Annotated in this window: 16 protein-coding genes; 7 read left to right on the forward strand and 9 right to left on the reverse strand. The window is 71.0% G+C overall.

Annotated features, from left to right (window positions below):
* Window positions 1-85: 85 nt before the first annotated feature.
* From ABZ459_RS37080 to ABZ459_RS37095, 4 genes are read right to left on the reverse strand one after another with little or no spacing between them, the layout of a single operon-like run.
* Window positions 86-904 (reverse strand): citrate/2-methylcitrate synthase, encoded by an 819-nt coding sequence (locus tag ABZ459_RS37080; protein ID WP_357980596.1) that lies wholly within the window; start codon window positions 902-904, stop codon window positions 86-88.
* The gene (locus ABZ459_RS37085; RefSeq protein ID WP_357980599.1) at window positions 901-1686 is read right to left on the reverse strand and encodes a CoA-transferase; all 786 of its coding nucleotides are present in this window, start codon (window positions 1684-1686) and stop codon (window positions 901-903) included. The genes ABZ459_RS37080 and ABZ459_RS37085 overlap by 4 nt, the downstream gene beginning before the upstream one ends.
* On the reverse strand, window positions 1683-2579 hold the full coding sequence (locus ABZ459_RS37090) for a CoA-transferase (RefSeq protein WP_357980602.1): 897 nt from the start codon (window positions 2577-2579) through the stop codon (window positions 1683-1685). The genes ABZ459_RS37085 and ABZ459_RS37090 overlap by 4 nt, the downstream gene beginning before the upstream one ends.
* The gene (locus ABZ459_RS37095; protein ID WP_357980605.1) at window positions 2564-4021 is read right to left on the reverse strand and encodes an aldehyde dehydrogenase family protein; all 1458 of its coding nucleotides are present in this window, start codon (window positions 4019-4021) and stop codon (window positions 2564-2566) included. Before ABZ459_RS37095 ends, ABZ459_RS37090 begins: the two co-directional genes overlap by 16 nt.
* 230 nt (window positions 4022-4251) lie before the next feature.
* On the opposite strand from ABZ459_RS37095, the gene ABZ459_RS37100 reads away from it, so the two are divergent.
* From ABZ459_RS37100 to ABZ459_RS37115, 4 genes are read left to right on the forward strand one after another with little or no spacing between them, the layout of a single operon-like run.
* Window positions 4252-5337, forward strand: a complete 1086-nt coding sequence (locus tag ABZ459_RS37100) for an extracellular solute-binding protein (RefSeq protein ID WP_357980608.1) — start codon at window positions 4252-4254, stop codon at window positions 5335-5337.
* Window positions 5334-6236, forward strand: coding sequence for an ABC transporter permease subunit (locus tag ABZ459_RS37105; RefSeq protein WP_357980611.1), 903 nt, complete (start codon window positions 5334-5336; stop codon window positions 6234-6236). The genes ABZ459_RS37100 and ABZ459_RS37105 overlap by 4 nt, the downstream gene beginning before the upstream one ends.
* Window positions 6233-7057: an ABC transporter permease subunit gene (locus tag ABZ459_RS37110; protein ID WP_357980614.1), complete on the forward strand. Its 825-nt coding sequence runs from the start codon at window positions 6233-6235 to the stop codon at window positions 7055-7057. The genes ABZ459_RS37105 and ABZ459_RS37110 overlap by 4 nt, the downstream gene beginning before the upstream one ends.
* Window positions 7054-8073, forward strand: a complete 1020-nt coding sequence (locus ABZ459_RS37115; RefSeq protein ID WP_357980617.1) for an ABC transporter ATP-binding protein — start codon at window positions 7054-7056, stop codon at window positions 8071-8073. The genes ABZ459_RS37110 and ABZ459_RS37115 overlap by 4 nt, the downstream gene beginning before the upstream one ends.
* Window positions 8074-8108: 35 nt before the next feature.
* On the opposite strand, the gene ABZ459_RS37120 is transcribed toward ABZ459_RS37115, so the two are convergent.
* The 5 genes from ABZ459_RS37120 to ABZ459_RS37140 form a co-directional block, all read right to left on the reverse strand.
* The gene (locus ABZ459_RS37120; RefSeq protein WP_357980619.1) at window positions 8109-8561 is read right to left on the reverse strand and encodes a hypothetical protein; all 453 of its coding nucleotides are present in this window, start codon (window positions 8559-8561) and stop codon (window positions 8109-8111) included.
* An 18-nt stretch (window positions 8562-8579) separates the two neighbouring features.
* Complete coding sequence (locus ABZ459_RS37125) at window positions 8580-10280, reverse strand: tetratricopeptide repeat protein (RefSeq protein WP_357980621.1); 1701 nt, start codon at window positions 10278-10280, stop codon at window positions 8580-8582.
* 196 nt (window positions 10281-10476) lie between these two features.
* Window positions 10477-11910: a DMT family transporter gene (locus tag ABZ459_RS37130; protein WP_357980625.1), complete on the reverse strand. Its 1434-nt coding sequence runs from the start codon at window positions 11908-11910 to the stop codon at window positions 10477-10479.
* Between the two features lie 224 nt (window positions 11911-12134).
* The gene (locus ABZ459_RS37135) at window positions 12135-12623 is read right to left on the reverse strand and encodes a GNAT family N-acetyltransferase (protein WP_357980628.1); all 489 of its coding nucleotides are present in this window, start codon (window positions 12621-12623) and stop codon (window positions 12135-12137) included.
* Complete coding sequence (locus ABZ459_RS37140) at window positions 12620-14182, reverse strand: XRE family transcriptional regulator (RefSeq protein ID WP_357980631.1); 1563 nt, start codon at window positions 14180-14182, stop codon at window positions 12620-12622. The genes ABZ459_RS37135 and ABZ459_RS37140 overlap by 4 nt, the downstream gene beginning before the upstream one ends.
* Before the next feature lie 272 nt (window positions 14183-14454).
* Here ABZ459_RS37140 and ABZ459_RS37145 point away from each other — a divergent pair, with 272 nt between their 5' ends.
* From ABZ459_RS37145 to ABZ459_RS37155, 3 genes are all read left to right on the forward strand, one after another.
* The gene (locus ABZ459_RS37145) at window positions 14455-14739 is read left to right on the forward strand and encodes a hypothetical protein (RefSeq protein WP_352360547.1); all 285 of its coding nucleotides are present in this window, start codon (window positions 14455-14457) and stop codon (window positions 14737-14739) included.
* 544 nt (window positions 14740-15283) lie between these two features.
* Complete coding sequence (locus ABZ459_RS37150; RefSeq protein WP_357980634.1) at window positions 15284-16171, forward strand: mechanosensitive ion channel family protein; 888 nt, start codon at window positions 15284-15286, stop codon at window positions 16169-16171.
* Between the two features lie 9 nt (window positions 16172-16180).
* Entirely contained in the window at window positions 16181-16561 is a 381-nt protein-coding gene (locus tag ABZ459_RS37155; protein ID WP_357980637.1) for a globin, read from the forward strand.

Raw genomic sequence — 16561 nt, forward strand, 5'->3', positions numbered from 1 at the left:
GGAACACCCTTGGGACACCCACGCTCCTCCAGTGAGGACGCGGGTGTCAAGTGGCGGCGCGGAGGCGCGGTCAGGCCAGGCGCGGTCAGGTCAGGGTGCGGTCGGCCGGGCCGTCGTAGTGGTCCGGCCCCTGCATCGACAGGTCCAGCGGCTGGACCATGTCGGAGTTGGCGGAGGCCCGCCACGCCTTCTCCCTGGTCATCTCCTCGATCGAGTGCGCGCACAGCGACAACGACCTGCACACGATGAACATGGCCTTGAGCTGCAGCGGCTCGTACCCCATGTCGAGGCCGACACAGCCCATCGAGCCGGGGCCGTTGAGCCAGATGCGGCGGCCGAAGACGCCCTCGGTGGCGTCCTCCATCGCGCGGGCGATGCGGACGTACCGGCCGGTGACGCCCAGCTCGTCCGACAACTCCAGCAGGCGGACGGTACGCGGGTCGCGGATGTGCTGGGCGTGGTGGAACCCGGGCATGCGCTCGCGGCGTTCGCGCATCTCGGCGACGACCTTGGCGGCGGCCTCCTCGTCACTCAGCCCGTCGCGCTCGGCCCGCTCCCCGACCGCGAGGAACATCTCGGCGGGCCGGTCGGCGGTGCCGTGCAGGCGGCCGATGCCGGCGACGCCCGCCGCGACGGCCGCGTTCAGCTCGGCGCCGCCGGAGGTGGCGAAGCGCACGGTGGCCGAGGACGGCGACATGGCGTGCTCGGCCATGTTCACCAGGATCGCCTCGGTCATCCGGCCCACCTCGGGCGTCGGCAGCTCGCCGCGCAGCACCAGGTGGAAGTGCTCGGCGAAGGAGATGTTGCCGGTCAGCTCGTTCACGTCGTACCCGCGCACGACGATCCGGTCCTTGTTCTTCCAGGCGATCGCCGTCTCCCAGGCGAACGGCTTCTTGTCGGTCAACGGCCTTTCCTTTCAGGGAAGTACACGCACGCCGGGTCGATCTCCTCGCGCAGCAGGCGGAGGTCCTCGGGGTCCGGCGGCACCACAATTTCCAACGAATCCCGAAATTTCGGGGTAAAGCCGGTGTTGTCTAGTACGTCCGTGACGCTCGCCCCCGGCATGAGCGCCGTCACGGTCAGCGCCGAGTCCTCGGCCTCCATCACGCACAGGTCGGTGACGACCTTGACGCGCAACGGCCCGAGCCCGGCCTTGGCCCGCTCCCCCGGCCCGCCCAGGAACCCCGGGCTGGTGACGTAGTCGCAGCGGGCGGGGAAACGCCGCTTCTCGTGGTCGGTCAGGATCACCACCTGCCGGCAGTGGCTGGCGATGTCGTTGGCGCCGCCGCTGCCCGGCAGCCGCACCCGCGAGCCGTCCGGTCTCGGGACCCAGGTGGAGTTGATGTTGGCGTACTCGTCCACCTGGGCCCCGCCGAGGAAGCCCGTACGGACCAGCCCGCGCTGCACCAGCCCGCCCAGCGCCTCGAACAGCGACCCGTGCCGCGCGGCGCCGCGCATCAGCCGCGGATCGACCACGGACACCGGCGTCGGCACGACCTTCGGGAACATCACCCCCGACTCGATGACGAGCTTGGCCTCCGGCGCGTGGGTGCGCTGGGCGAGCGTGGCGGCCAGCAATGGCAGGCCGGTGCCGACGATCACCAGGTCGCCGTCGCGGATCTGCCGGGCGCCCTCGACGACCAGCAACTCCCTCGGCAGGGCGGTCCACTCCCCGGACGCGCTCACACCAGCCTCCCCATCTGCTCGGTCAGCCCGGCCCTGAGCGTGCCCGCCGGGTCGCGGGCCCTGAGGTGGTCGTCGAAGGACGCGCCCAGGTTGGCCCTGATCCACTCGCGCAGCTCGGCGTCCCCGGCCCGGCCCAGCGCCTGGTACTCCTTGAGCTCCGGCTCGGCGAAGTCGTACGCGCGGTAGACGGAGGTCGGGAAGGCACCGAAGGGCTGGTGGACGACCGCCGTCACGTACGCCTCCGGGATGGTGACCCGCTCGGGCCGGTCGGCGAACGCCCCGGCGGGCAGCACCTCCTCGGCCGACACGATCGTGGCGCGGGCGGCCCTGACCATGTCCACCTCGTGGGAGGTGACCCCCTCGATAACGACGTTCCCGGCCAGGTCGGCGCGGTTGGCGTGGATGATCGCCACGTCCGGCGTCATCGACCGCAGCAGCACGACCGGCTGCCCCGTCCACGGATCGGCCGACTCCACCGCCACCCCGTCCGACACCAGGTCGGCCAGCAGGTCGGTGCCGAGCAGGCTGCGCGTCGGCAGGAAGGGCACGCCGACGGCCCCCGCCGCGAAGCGGGTGGCCATCGCCAGGTGCGAGTGGTCGCCGACGCCGACCTCGCCGCGCTCGACGGCCCGGCGCCAGGCGAACAGCGTGCCGTAACGTTCCAGGTTGCCGGTGCCCTGCTCGGTGCGGACCACCAGGCCCGCGGCCACCAGCATGTCGAGCGGCAGCGACAGGTTGCAGCCGACCACGGTCAGCCCGCCGATCCCCTGCCTGATCACCTCGTGCACCAGCGCCATCGGGCAGCGGTTGATGTTCTGGCCGCCCATCCCGACGACGGCCCCGGCGGGGACGTGCCGGGCGACGGCCTCGGCGGCCGTCAGTAACTTATGCACGCCGACCGCCACTCGGTGTAGAAGTCCCAGACCTGCGGCGAGCACTCGGGCGGGCCGAACTGCGACAACTTGGCGCCCATGTGGGGCAGGTGCGCGTACGCGCCGACGCCGGGCCGGTTGACGTGCAGCATGCCCGCCTCGAAGCGGTCCAGGGCCTCGAAGATGGTCGCCGGGTCCTGGGTGAAGATCGTGCCGCTCATGCCGTACCTGACCGAGTTGGAGATGCGCATGGCGTCGTCGAAGCCGTCGCAGTCCACCACGGACAACACCGGGCCGAAGATCTCCTCCTGGGCGATCTCGCTGTCCCAGGGCACGTCGCGCAGCACGGTCGGCTGGACGTAGCAGCCGTCGGGCACGCCCTCGGTGTGCCGTTCGCCGCCGACGGCGACCTTGGCCCCGGCCTCCTGTGCGGCCTTGACCGCGTCCAGGCAGGCGCGCATGCGGGTCTCGTTCACGACCGGGCCGATCGTGGCCTCCTCCGACAGGCCCGGCCCCACCTTGAGCCGGGCCACCTCGGCGACCAGCCGCGACAGGAACTCCTCCTTGACGGCACGGTCGACGATGACCCGGGAGGTGGCGCTGCACCGCTGCCCCGACTGCCCGAACGCGCCGAACACGGTGGCCTTGACCGCCTTGTCCAGGTCCGCGTCCGCGAGCACCAGGACCGCGTTCTTGCCGCCCAGTTCGAGCTGGGTGCGCAGCAGCCGCGGCGCGCCGGCCTGGTGGATGGCCAGGCCCACGGGCAGCGAGCCGGTGAAGCTGATCCCGGCCACGCGCGGGTGCGTCACCAGCGCCTCGCCCGCCGCGATGTCGCCCTGCACGAGGTTGAGCACCCCGGCCGGGACGCCCGCGTCCACGAACGCCTCCACCAGCAGCGCGGAGGTCAGCGGCGTGAACGGCGACGGCTTGAGCACCGCCCCGCACCCGGCCAGCAGCGCGGGGGCGACCTTCCACATGGGGATGGCGAGCGGGAAGTTCCACGGCGTCACCAGGCCGACCACGCCGATGGGCGCGCGGAAGGTGTAGGAGAACGTGCGCGGCTCCTCGGCGGGCAGCGTCTCACCCTTCAGCCTGCGCCCCTCGCCCGCGGTGAAGTCGAGGATGGCCAGGGCCCGCCTGACCTCGCCGCGCGCCTCCTTGATGAGCTTGCCCTGCTCACGCGTGATCGCCTGGGCGAAGTCCTCGGCCCGCTCCTCGATCAGGCGCTCGGCGGCGCGCAGGTACTCGGCGCGCTTGATCGGCCCGAGTCCCTTCCACTCCGGCATCGCCGCCGCGGCGGCCTCCACGGCCAGCTCGACGTCCGCGCCACCGGACTCGGCGAAGTCCCCGATGTGGTCGGAGAGGTCGCCGGGGTTGATGTTCGGCCGGGTCTGCCCGCTCTCGGGGGCACGCCATTCGCCGCCGATGTGGTTGAGCAGGTAGCGACTCGGGATCGTCGCCATCGGGTTCCTTTCCGGTCAACTTCTGATACGGCAAAGCCTCACGGCCTGGGATGTTCCGGACAAGGGGGATTAGACCGATGCCCCCGATAGGCAGCCGTTATATGGCTCCGCCTATAGCGGCGATAGGCAAATCACGCATTGGCCGGACCGTTCCGCTGCACTAGACATGCCGGGGAAAAGACCTGCTCACGGCACTTGTCGAATTCACCCGGAATTAACCGAGGGTCCATATGAAGCATCGCACATGGGCGGTAATTGCCGCCTCATCCCTTTTCGCCCTCACCGCGTGCGGCAGTTCGGCCGGCGCCGGTGAATACGACTGGTCCGCCGCCCCGGACACCGGCAAGATCGCCGCCCAGGGCAAGGACCTGCCGACCTACGGCCTGGCCCCCGACTGGGCCAACTACGGCGAGGTCGTCAAGACGTTCTGCGCCAAGTACCAGGGCACCTGCGCCCACAAGGACACCGACATGTCCTCCTCGGAGGAGATCGTCAAGTTCGACGCCGAGAAGGACAACCCGATCGGCACGGCCAGCGACATCGGCCTGATGTGGGGGCCGGTGGCCGAGGCCAAGGGCGTGGTGCCGGCGTACCTGCCGCCGTCGGCGGGCAAGCTGAAGGACTGGCAGAAGGGCAAGGGCGGCTGGGTCGCCACGTTCGTCGGCGCGCCCGCGTTCGTGGTCAACACCGACAAGGTGAGCAACCCGCCCAAGAGCTGGCAGGACCTGCTCAAGCCCGAGTACAAGGGCCAGATCGCCATCAAGAACCCGGCCTCCTCCGGCACCGGCCAGGCCATGGTCGTCGCCGCCGCGGTCGCGGGCGGCGGCTCGGTGGACGACCTGACCCCCGCCTACACCTACTTCAAGAAGCTCAAGGACGCCGGCAGCCTCAGCGACGTCAAGATGAGCGAGGAGACCCTGGAGAAGGGCGAGGCCCCCATCCAGATCAACTACGACTTCAACGGCCTGGCCCAGAAGGCCGCGCTGAAGGCCAAGAACGTCAACGTGGAGGTGATCATCCCTTCCGACGGCTCGGTCTGGTCGCCGTCCGGAATGATGATCAACAAGTACAACACGGCCAAGGGCGACTTCCTCAAGGGCCTGCTCGACTACGTGCTCTCCGACGAGGCCCAGACGCTGTTCGCCAAGTTCGGCGCCCGGCCCGTCCGCGCGCTCAACGGCGACCTGCAGCTGCCGGCCGACGCCAAGGCCAACTGGCTGCCCGAGGAGTCGTACGCGCCGGTCAAGGAGATCGAGATCACGAAGGTCAATCCCGAGCAGATCGTCGCCGACTGGGAGGCGAAGGTCCTCGCGTGACGTCCCACATCACGGAGTCCGTGGCGGCTCCACCGGCCGCCGCGCGCCGCAGGGCCCCGGGCAGGCTGTTCACCGCCTGGGGCCCGGCCCTGCCGCTGCTGCTGTTCACGCTGGCCACGCTCGTGCTGCCGGCGCTGCGGCTGCTGCACGACACCTTCGCCCTGCCGGACGGCGGCTACGGCTTCGACCACATCGTCAAGGTGGCGCGGAACCCGGTGGACCGCCAGGCCATCGGCGGCTCGCTGGCGCTCGGCCTGACCCAGGCCACGCTGGCCACCGCGCTCGGCGCGCCCGCCGCCTGGCTGATCACCCGGATGCGCCTCGGCGGCCGGGCCTTCTGGCTGTCGCTGATGAACGTCGCCTCGAACTTCGCCGGCATCGGCCTGGCCTTCGGCTTCGTCGCGCTGATCGGCTCGACCGGCATGCTGACGCTCGTGCTCAAGGGCCTGTTCGGGATCGAGGACAACCCGTTCCCCTCGCTCGGCTCCTTCAACGGCATGAACGTCGTCTACCTGTACTTCAACGTCCCGATGTTCGTGCTGCTCACGCTGCCCGCGCTCAGCGTGCTCAAGGACGACTGGCAGGAGGCCGCCGCGGTCTGCCACGCCACCCGATGGCAGTTCTGGCGGTACGTCGGCCTGCCGGTGCTCGCGCCGTTCGTGATCGCGGGCTGGCTGCTGGTCTTCACCTGGACGATCGGCGTCTACGCCGTCGCGTACGCCATCGGCTCCTCCCCCAGCGCGACCAAGCTCATCACCCTGCAGATCGGCAGCACGCTGGAGTCCTCGGTGTTCGGCCTCGGCCGGGCCGCCGTGCTGTCGGTGCTGCTCATGATCCTGGCCATCGGGGCGACCCTGCTCTACCGGCTCTCGCTCAGGCGCGCTGCGAGGTGGCTGTGAGACGGCGCGTCTTCCTCGGCCTGCTGGCGGTCTACTTCGGGCTGCCGCTGCTGGCCGCCCTGCTGTACTCGGTGGCCACCCGCTGGACCGACACGCCGCTGCCCGACGGCTACACCCTGGCCCACTGGGCCGGCGTGTTCGCCGAGCCGGACGTCATGGCCGCGCTCGGCCGCTCGCTCGTGCTCTCGGCGGTCGTCGTGGTGATCGAGATCGTGCTGGTCGTGCCGGCCGCGTACTGGTCGGTCGTGCACAACCCGCGCATCGGGTCGATCGTCCAGACGATCGCGGTGATCCCGTTCGCCGTCCCGTGGGTGGTCGTCGGGGCGGGGCTCCAGCTCGTCACCAAGTCGGTCGCGCCCGAGCTGTTCGGCACGTTCTGGCTGCTGGCCGCGGCCACCGCGGCGATCGCGTTCCCGTTCATGTACCGGGCGGTGGAGAGCTCGCTGCTGGCGGCGGGGGCCGTCCAGCTCAGCGAGGCCGCCGCCACGTGCGGCGCCGGGCCCGCCCGCACGCTGGTCAGCGTGATCCTCCCGGCGATCCGCGGCGGCGTCGTCTCCGGCGCGCTGCTGGTCATCGCGACCGCCATGAACGAGTTCGCGCTCGCCAAGATCCTCACCGGCGTCAGCTACGAGACCCTGCCGCTCTGGTCGGCCAGGCAGTTCGTCTCCCGGACGCTCGGCGATCCCAACGCGCTGGCCGTCGTCACCATCTTCACCTTCGGCCTGCTGTTCGCGCTGTCCGCGCTGGTCGTCTGGCTCGGCCGCGGCCGGGTGAGCGCGTCCATGGCCACCGCTCCGGTCCAGAAGGGCACCACTCCATGAGCCACGTCGTACTCGACCGCATCACCAAGCGCTACGCCGGCCACACCGCGCTGAACGGCGTGAGCGTCAGCGTCGAGCAGGGTGAGATGCTGGCCCTGCTCGGCCCGTCGGGCTGCGGCAAGACCACGCTGCTGCGCTGCATCGCGGGCCTGACCGGGTTCGACGGCGGGCGGCTGACGATCGGCGGCGCCGACATGGCCGGCGTGCCGGTGCGCAAGCGGCCCATCGGCATGGTCTTCCAGTCCTACGCGCTGTTCCCGAACCTCACCGTGGGCGGCAACGTCGCCTTCCCCCTGACCGTCAGGAAGCGGCCGAAGGAGGAGGTCAGGGACCGCGTGGCCGAGATGCTCGACCTCGTCGGCCTCGACCACCTCGCCGACCGCCTGCCGAACCAGCTCTCCGGCGGCCAGCAGCAGCGCGTCGCCCTGGCCCGCGCGCTCTCCCCCCGTCCCGAGGTGCTGCTGCTGGACGAACCCCTGTCCGCCCTGGACGCCCAGGTACGCCACCGCCTGCGCGACGAGGTGCGCCGCATCCAGCACCAGGTCGGCATCACCACCGTCTTCGTCACCCACGACCAGGCCGAGGCCCTGGCCATCTCCGACCGGGTCGCGGTGATGAACGCCGGCGACATCGAGCAGTGCGGGCCGCCCGCGGAGATCTACACCGCGCCCTCCACCCGCTTCGCCGCCGGCTTCGTCGGCAACCGCAACACCCTCGAACTCGACGCGGTGGACGGCCGGGTCACCGCGGGCGGCGCGTTCGACGTCGAGGCGCCCGCGCCACGCGTCCTGTGCATGTTCCGCCCCGAGGACGTCGAGCTGGCCGCGGACGGCCCCGGCGCGCGGGCGGTCGTCGACGTGACGGTGTTCCTGGGCGCCACCACCCGCGTGTACGCCCAGGCGGGGCCCTCGGTGATCTTCGCCGACGTGCCGTCCAGGGCCGCCGCCGGCCTGTCGCCGGGAGACGAGGTGCGCCTGCGGGTCGCCCCCGACCACGTCCAGGTGTTCCCCGCCTGACCCGCCCCGGGGCCGCCGGTCCCGGGGCCGGGGCGTCAGCCGCCGAGCCCGAACCAGAGCACGGCGAACACCCCGCACGGCACGCCGGCCAGCACCAGCGCGACCAGCACCCGCCAGCGCAACGCGAGCCCCGGCCCGGTCACGAACGCCGCGACGGCCCCCGCCCCGGCGAACACGGCCGCCGCGCCCACGGCCTGCGCGGCGGTGTACGGCACCGACGGCAGCAGCTTCCCGGCCGCCCAGAACGCCACCGCCGCCCCGGCGGCCACCAGGGCGGCGCGCCGCGCGGGCCGCACGTCCACGCGCTCCAGCACGTACGCGGCCCCGGCGAGCATGACCAGGCTGATCGCCAGGAGGGCGCCGAGGGCCGGTGCCAGGCAGTCCCAGTCGGCGCAGCCGACGCCGGCCCACGCCAGCCGGGCGGTGGCCCACCACAACACCCCGAGTGCCCCGCACACCCCCGCGGCTCGCCCTATACGCCCCGTCATGCATTAATCGTCCCACTGTCAGGCGGAGGCGGTCGCGCGGAGCTCGTCGGCCTCCGCCTCGGCGGTCCTGCCCAGGGCGCGCAGGGCGACGGCGCGGTTGGCGTACAGGTCGGGCTGCCGGTCCAGCTCGATGGCCCGGGTCAGGTCGGCGAGCGCGCCTTCGGCGTCGCCCGCGGCGTAACGCAGCACGCCCCGGTTGCCCCAGGCGGCGGCCAGCTCGGGGGCGTGCTCCAGGGCCAGGTCGAGGGCCGCCGCGGCCTCTTCGAAGCGGCCCGCCGCCGTCTCCAGCTGGCCGAGCACGGTGAGCAGGTGCGGGTTCTCCGGTGCGCGGGCGAGCCCGGCCGTGACGTCGGCCCTGGCCTCCTCGTCCCGCTCCGCCGCCGCCAGCAGGCCGGCGCGGTTGACGTAGGCGTCCAGGTAGGCGGGGTCCAGCTCGATCACCGTGCCGAGGTCGGCGAGCGCCCCCTCGATGTCGCCCCGCACGGTACGCAGCTCCGCCCGGTTGTAGTACGCCTCCGGCAGCGGCGGCCCGGCCCGCATGGCCCGTTCGTAGTCGGCCAGCGCCTGCTCGGCCTCCCCCAGCCGGAGCAGCAGGTTGCCGCGTTCCAGGTAGGTGTCGGGAAAGCCCGGGTCGAGGGCGATGGCGGCGGTGTAGTCCTCCAGGGCCTCCTTGGCGTGGCCGAGCGCGCCGAGGAGCTGGGCCCGGTTGGTCAGCAGCACCATCCGGTGCAGCTGGTGCCGGTCGCCCAGCTCACCGGCCAGCTCGACGGCCGACTCCACCAGCGACAGCGCGGCTTCCAGCCGTCCGTGCCGCAGCTCGACCAGCGCCAGGCCGTTGCGGTCGAAGCCGAGTTTGAAGGCCCTCTCCAGGGGGTCGGGCAGCAGGCTGGAGATGGCGATGGCCTCGTTGAGCCAGCGGCGGGCCCTGCCCAGGTCGCGCCGCGCCGGGTCGGGGTGGCGGGCGTCGAGCATGGCCGTCCCGTACGCGGCGGCGGCGTGCACGACCGGGTCCTGGCTGGCCGCGCGTACCCGGTCCCACAGCGCCCGCGCCTCCTGGACGCGGCCGAGCCCGCCGAGCGCGGTGGCGGTGCGCTGGGCGAAGCGCCACCACCGTGCCTCCCCCGGCTCCGTCCGAGCCAGGCCGAGCTCACCCAGCTCGGCCGCGGCGTGCAGGAAGCCCTCGCGCATGCAACGGTCCACCAGGGGCCACAGCTCGTCGGCGCCGCGCTCGTCGGGCGGCGGCTCGGGGCCCTCGGCGTAGACCGTGACGGCCAGCGTGCCGGCCGGGACGCGCCGGGTCAGGACGTCGAGAAGCTCGGTGTCGGTCGGGTCGGCGTGCGCGCCGTTGCACACCGCGAGCGTCGCGCCCGGCCGCACGGCCGCCCGGACGAACTCGGCGACCCCGTTGGCCAGCCGCAGCGTCCGGCGGGGCGCCGGCACCAGGATGCGCTCCTCGTCCGGCAGCCCGGCGTCGATGGTCGTCCGCCGGGCGGGCACCTGCCCGGCCAGCTCGGGCGCGACCGCCCGGATCTCGATGTCGTAGGCCGCGACCAGCTCGCGCGGGGCGTCCGGCACCAGGCGCCGCAGGAGCGCGGCGCCCACGGTGTAGGGGCCGCGCGGCCGGCGATGCGCGTCTATCAGCGGCATCAGCGGCCGCACGGCCCCCCGTCGGGCGGGCGACCCGCCCTGGACGCTGAGGTGGGGCCCGTTCTCGGTCACCCCTTGTGAATGACGCCTGCGGTCCCTGCGAGCCTCGCGGTGCCTGGCTTACGGACGACGATGCGCTTCATGACGTGCCTCTCCGATGGGTGTGATTATCCATTATTCGGACACCCAACCGGATATCAAGATTTATGGTGAGGAAGTGGCGGTTTAACGAATAAGAAGCACCTGGCATTTGTGCGCGTCCCGCAGCCTATTGAGACCGAAACCAATGATCGACCGCCGCGACCCGCGTCTGTTCCGATTCCTCCATCAACGTGCACAGGCACCGCCCGACCAGCGTGACGGACTGGCAGCAGCCGGGCCCCGGCAGCTTCTTGGCGCGCACGATCGCGGTCGCCCGCTCGATCAGCCGCTCCAGGCTCGGCTCCCCGCCGCCCTTGAGCGCGTGCGCGTTCCACGGGCACGCCTCGACGTCCTTGCACGCGCTCTTGGCGATGAACGGCGCCGGCCCCGGCTCGAAACGCAGCCGGTCCTCACGCTTGATCCGCAGGTCGGCCAGCACCAGGGCGGCGCGGCGGGAGACCTCCAGCAGGTCGCGCCTGCCCGGCCGGCTCTCTTTTCCCGCGGCCGGCCGCTCGGGCAGGGCCAGCAGCATCGCCGCGGCCATCAGCCCGCCGCCCAGCACCATGCTCCAGCCCACCTGCTCGTGGAACCAGATCACCGCGATGGCGGCCACCCAGAGGGGCTGCGAGGACATCATGATCGCGCTGGGCACGGCCGGCACGTGCTTCTGCCCGTACGAGCGGGCCAGGAACCCCAGCGCGCACGACACCACGGCCAGGTGCGCCAGGATCGCCCAGTCGGGCAGGCTGGACGGCAGCGTGATCCCGCCGCGCAGCGCGAAGCCCCCGGTGAGGATGCCGATCGTGAAGAGCTGGATCGTGGTCAGCGCGTACGCGTGGAAGCGCTCGCCCTTCCTGGACAGCTCGGCGAGCATGAGCGTGTGGGCGGAGTAGAGCGCCGCGGCCGTGAGCGTGACGCCGAGCGCGAGCAGCGAGACCTCGTGGTCCTCGACCCCGCGCAGCAGCGTGAACACGGTCATCCCCGCCATGGCGAGCACCACCCCGGCCCACACCCGCCGCGGCGCCCGGCTCCTGCACATCACCAGGGCCAGGACGGGAGTGATCACTACGCTGCACCCGACGGCGAACCCCGACACCGCAGAGGGCAGGCTGTGCAGCGCGAGCGCCTGGGCGGTCTGCCCGACGCCGAACAGCAGACCCAGCACGAGCCCGTTGACCCACGTCCGGCGCGACAGCCCCCGCAGCGAGCGCGGCCGGATGACCAGCAGCGTCACCGCGGCGATGAGATACCGCTCGGCCAGCAGGTCCTCCACCGGTAACCGGAGGATGAGATCCTTCATCAGCGGAAACGCCGACCCCCAAGCGGCGCTGACGAACAACAGAAGCACGGCTCCCAGGAGGGGTCGGGAAGCGGGCACGACTGCCATGGAGCAGAGCATGCCACTACTAAATGCATTCGCCAGAGCACGCGGAGAAGGCGGTGAGGTTCCTCTTCCACTTGGAGTTAAGACCCTCACTCCAGGCCCGAAACATCCATACCGGCGGCGGCGAAAACTGCTCTTTCCTGCGGTTACTGCCTGGTACGGCCGAGCTCTCCACATTCGCACCGGGTACGGACGCGTGCGCGTACCGTGCGAACGGACGGAGGCGGCGCCCCGAGGATCGTCACTCTCCGCGATCAGCCCGAGGCGGTGTGGTCACGCCTGAGCGTAGAGGTCGCAAGAGCCCCGCGGGGGCGGAAAGGGAAAACAAGCCAAGGCCCCAGGAGGGGATGGGGCGTGGCCGCCGGATCCGGAAGCGTCGGACCGCGGCGTCGTCGTCGGAGCTAGAGCTCCATGGCCGGCGCGGGCGCCAGCCGTTTCTCGCCGTAGATGACGACGAGGTCGCCCACCTGGGAGCGCGACAGCTCACGCCAGCCCTGGCGGGCGTACAGCGCGAGGGCCGCGCCCTGGTTGAGCGTGGTGTCGCCGCGCAGGCTGCTGAAGCCGAGCTCCAGGGCGCGGTCTTCGAGGGCCGAGAGCATGGCGCCGCCGTAGCCGCGCCGCTGGAACTCGGGATGGACCCTGAGCCTGCACACCTCGGCGGTCTCCCGGTCGACGGGCTTCAGGCCGCCCATGGCGACCACCCGCGAGCCGGCCTCGCCCACGATGAAGTCACCTCCGCAGGCCAGGTAGATCTCCTGGATGCGGGGGAAGTCGTCGTCGTAGTAGACGCCGTCGCCGGGTTGGAGACCCACCTCGGCGAGGCAGATCCGGTGCAGCGCGAGGATGGTGTCGAGATCGGACCAGCGGTACCGCCGGATCTTCAACGTCATCCACCGCTCCCTTCCTTCTGGGCCAACTTCCGACGCCGCAGCTGGGCGCTGAATTCAGCCAGCATGTGATGTTTGTCGTCCTTCTTCATGATCGCCTGCTCCAGAGCGAGCGCCGGGCGGATGATGAGGTCCGTAAGATATTCATCCCCCAGATTGCGCAAGGCGTTCGTACCAATTTGTAGGGCTTCGTCGATGTCACCCTCCAGGAGGCGGCACTGGGCCTGGTCGAGCCTGATCAGGGTCTGGTCGAGGACGTGGTCCTCGTACTTGCCGAGCGCCTGGTCGAGCACCACCTCGGCCTCGATGGTCTGGCCGAGCTTGGTGAGCACGTCGCCCTGGTAGAAGTAGAGCTGCTTCTCGGTGTAGCCGAAGGCCATGTCCTCCTGCTCCTCGCTCTTCATGTGCGAGAAGGCGCTCCTGGCCCGGGCCAGCGCGCGCTTGGCCTGGTCGACGACCTCCTTCTTGCTGTCGGTGCCCGAGAGCATGGCCAGGGCCCGCGCCTCGACGACCGGCGCCATGGCCTGGGCCACGCACGGCGTGGCGCCCGCCAGGTCGCGGCTCTTCTTGGCGAGGTTGAGCGCCTCGCGGGCGTCGCCGTAGTAGAGGGGGACGAGCGACTCCCTGGCCGTGATCCAGGCCCGCAGCGCGCGGTCGCCGGTCTCGTCGGCGGCGAGGCGGCCGGTGCGGAAGAACGACCGGGCCAGCCGGTGGTCACCCAGGTTGATCATCACCATGCCGCTCAGGCCGGCCAGCTGCGCGGCCATGCGGCACAGCCGGTCCTGGAGGTCGATCGGCTGGCGCCGGGACAACGCCGTGCGGACCGCGCTCAGCTCCAGCAGCACGTCGCACAGCAACCGCAGCGGGGGCGTCGTCGTGTACTGGCGGCCGAAGGCCAGCGTCGCCTCCTCCCACTGGTCGAGCATGCCGCCGGACACGGTGGCCGAGACCAGCGTCTCGTCCATCCGCCGCCGGATGCCCTCGCACGCCCCCAGCACCGGCCCGTCGAACTGCTGCTTGAACGAGACGTCGGTGTCGAGCAGATTTAACAACGTGCGCCGCAGGATGTTCTCGTCCTCCTGGGCGTCGGCCTCGACGGTCATCGGATGGATCACCAGGTCGCGGGGGATCGACGCCGACGCCGCCGCCACCAGGCGACTGCCGGCGTCGCCGAGCACGCCGGGCATCCGGTGGCCGTGGCCGCAGATGCAGGGCCCGTCGAAGCCGAGCTCGATGGGCTCGACCCGGTAGACCGAGCACAGGTAGTGGAGGTATTCGGGGCCCGGCCGCTTGAGGCCGCTCTCGTACGCCGACAGCAACGTCTCGCCGATGCCCGGCGGCGCCTTGGCGTCGCGCTCGAACAACGCGCGCACCTGCTCGATCACGTCCGCGAGCGCGATGCCGTAGGACAGGCGGTGCGCTTTGATGCGGGTTGTGCTGAACTGCGGCGAGCACGCCTCGTGGATCTCTTCAGCTATCTGGGCGGAGGTGCGCCCGGTGGCAAGGCCCTTGGCCCTGATCCGCCGGGCGATCTCCGTTTCCCTGTGCTGCCTGCCGGACATCCCGGCCCCTCTCCCGATGTCTCGACCCGTCAAGACTGGTGACTCAGCGTAGCCCTCAGGTAGCTCTTCGCCTAGAGACGACTATGAAGCAGCGAGGGCCGTTTGGAAACGTGCTCATCAAGCCTACGGTTAAGGATCGTCCTCCGAGGGACTGTTTCTTACAACCCATGAGGGAATAGCCACTCCCTGTGATCAGCAGGGTGGCGTTGCGTGTGCTGTTGACTTGAGCCATGTTTGGCCCACCAGCAACGATTCCCAGGGAGGACGAGAAGGTGACGGACGACAAGATCGGACATCTGCAGCGCCTCGTATCCGAGCTCGGCGCTCGCGGTCTGCTCGCACGAGTGGTCCAGACCCAGAGCGGCCGGCAGTTCGTACGCGTCATCAACCCGAAGGCGACGAGCCTGTCCGAGAACGTCACCTGCCGGCCGGCGAACGCCTCGGACCTTCCCGACTGGTGGTACTGCTGGTCCTGGGGCGAACCCATGCACACGGCCGACGACCCGGCCGGTGCCGCGACCAAGGTCGCACGCGTGCTCGCCGCGGTGGGAGAGTGACCACGCGGTGATCCGGGTGGAGCGCAGCCACCACGGCTCACCGCCCCCACGGCGGCCCCGCGGGGCCGGCGGGACGATCGGTGCGGAGGGCGTCCGGGTTCCCGGGCCCCTGATCGTCCCGCCGGTTCCGGCCCCTTCGCGCGGGCGCACGCCCGTGCGCGCAGATCAGCCCGGCGGGTGCGCCCGCCGGGTGCCGGGGGGATCACCTCCCCCCTTGGAACCGGAACGGGCCATGCTTCCGGGTGTGTGGCCCGTCCGAGCCGTCCGTCATCGGAGCGTCCGGTCTCTCCCTCCGCGGCCCAGAGACCGGGCGACCCCGTCTTCCCCGGCGTGATGTGACGGCGGCCGGTTCGGTCAGCGGTATTTTTAGATCCAATTGGACTGATTTGCCGCTGACCGAACCGCTTCCTGAGGGGGAATCCATCCAGTGTTCCTGTTGGTGACACCAGCGCCATCACCTACGCCCACCCCGGCGGAGTCGTCGCTCGTGCAGGACTTGGACAAAGTGAGCTCGCAGATGGCGCAAGCCTGTCAAGGTGACACGGTGATCTGTGGTCCCCTGGTCGAGTGGCTGAACAACGCCTCGTGGGCGCCGTTGCTGGCCAGCTTGATCACCATCGCCCTGATCCTGGTGTTCGGGTTCGTCGTGCGGAACATCTCGCATCGGCTGATCACCAAGGTGGTGAACCGGGCAGCCACCGGCGGCTCGCTCACCAACAGGTTCCGCCGCAACGCCGCCACCGACGGCATCGACGCGCTGCTGCACGAGCGCCGCAAGCAGCGGGCCGAGACCATGGGCTCGGTGCTCAAGCACATCGCCTCCATCGTCGTCCTCGGCACCGCCATCCTGACCGTGCTCGACCGGCTGACGATCCCCATCGCTCCCCTGCTGACCAGCGTCGGCATCCTGGGCGTCGCGATCGGCTTCGGCGCGCAGGAGCTGGTGAAGGACTTCATCGCCGGCATGTTCATGCTGCTGGAGGACCAGTACGGCGTGGGCGACGTGATCGACGCGGGCGCCGCCATCGGCACGGTCGAGGCGGTCACCCTGCGGGTCACCCGGCTGCGCGACGCCGACGGCCGCGTCTGGTACGTCCGCAACGGCACGATCACCCGCGTCGGCAACGAGTCGCAGGGCTGGTCGCGGGCCTACTTCGACGTCCCGGTGGCCTACGACGCCGACATCACCGCCGTACGCGCGGCGCTGGAGATCGTGGCCGAGGAGATCTGGGCCGACCCCGAGTTCCGCGAGAGCGTGATCGTGGAGGAGCCCCAGGTGTACGGCGTGGAGCAGCTCTCCGACAGCGCGCTGGTGTTCCGCATCACCGCCAAGACGCTGCCCTCGCGCCAGGCCGAGGTCGCCCGGGAGATCCGGCTCAGGGTGAAGGCCGCCCTGGACTCCGCCGGAATCCCCATGGTCGCCATTGCATAAGGTGAGAACGTGACAGAGACCTCCTTCTACGACGCCGTAGGCGGCGAGGAGACCTTCCGCCGCCTCGTCCACCGTTTCTACGAAGGTGTCGCGGAAGACCCCCTGCTGCGGCCGCTCTACCCCGAGCCCGACCTGACGGGCGCCGAGGACCGGCTGCGCGGATTCCTGATCCAGTACTGGGGCGGCCCCAACACCTACAGCCAGGAGCGCGGCCATCCCCGGCTGCGCATGCGGCACGTGCCGTTCGTGATCGGGGAGGCCGAGCGCGACGCCTGGCTGCGGCACATGCGTGACGCGGTCGACTCGCTGGGCCTGCCCGAGGACCAGGCGACCAGACTCTGGGACTATCTGGTCTACGCGGCCCAAAGCTTGGTGAACTCGCCGACATAA

This window comes from Nonomuraea sp. NPDC005692, assembly GCF_040631115.1.
Taxonomy (GTDB): Bacteria; Actinomycetota; Actinomycetes; order Streptosporangiales; family Streptosporangiaceae; genus Nonomuraea.

Excerpts from the sequence above, each read along its gene's own strand:
- ABZ459_RS37095 (WP_357980605.1), bottom strand. The coding sequence starts at position 4,021 with ATGGCGACGATCCCGAGTCGCTACCTGCTCAACCACATCGGCGGCGAA.
- ABZ459_RS37100 (WP_357980608.1), top strand. The coding sequence starts at position 4,252 with ATGAAGCATCGCACATGGGCGGTAATTGCCGCCTCATCCCTTTTCGCC.
- ABZ459_RS37115 (WP_357980617.1), top strand. The coding sequence starts at position 7,054 with ATGAGCCACGTCGTACTCGACCGCATCACCAAGCGCTACGCCGGCCAC.
- ABZ459_RS37120 (WP_357980619.1), bottom strand. The coding sequence starts at position 8,561 with ATGACGGGGCGTATAGGGCGAGCCGCGGGGGTGTGCGGGGCACTCGGG.
- ABZ459_RS37130 (WP_357980625.1), bottom strand. The coding sequence starts at position 11,910 with ATGTGGAGAGCTCGGCCGTACCAGGCAGTAACCGCAGGAAAGAGCAGT.
- ABZ459_RS37135 (WP_357980628.1), bottom strand. The coding sequence starts at position 12,623 with ATGACGTTGAAGATCCGGCGGTACCGCTGGTCCGATCTCGACACCATC.
- ABZ459_RS37140 (WP_357980631.1), bottom strand. The coding sequence starts at position 14,182 with ATGTCCGGCAGGCAGCACAGGGAAACGGAGATCGCCCGGCGGATCAGG.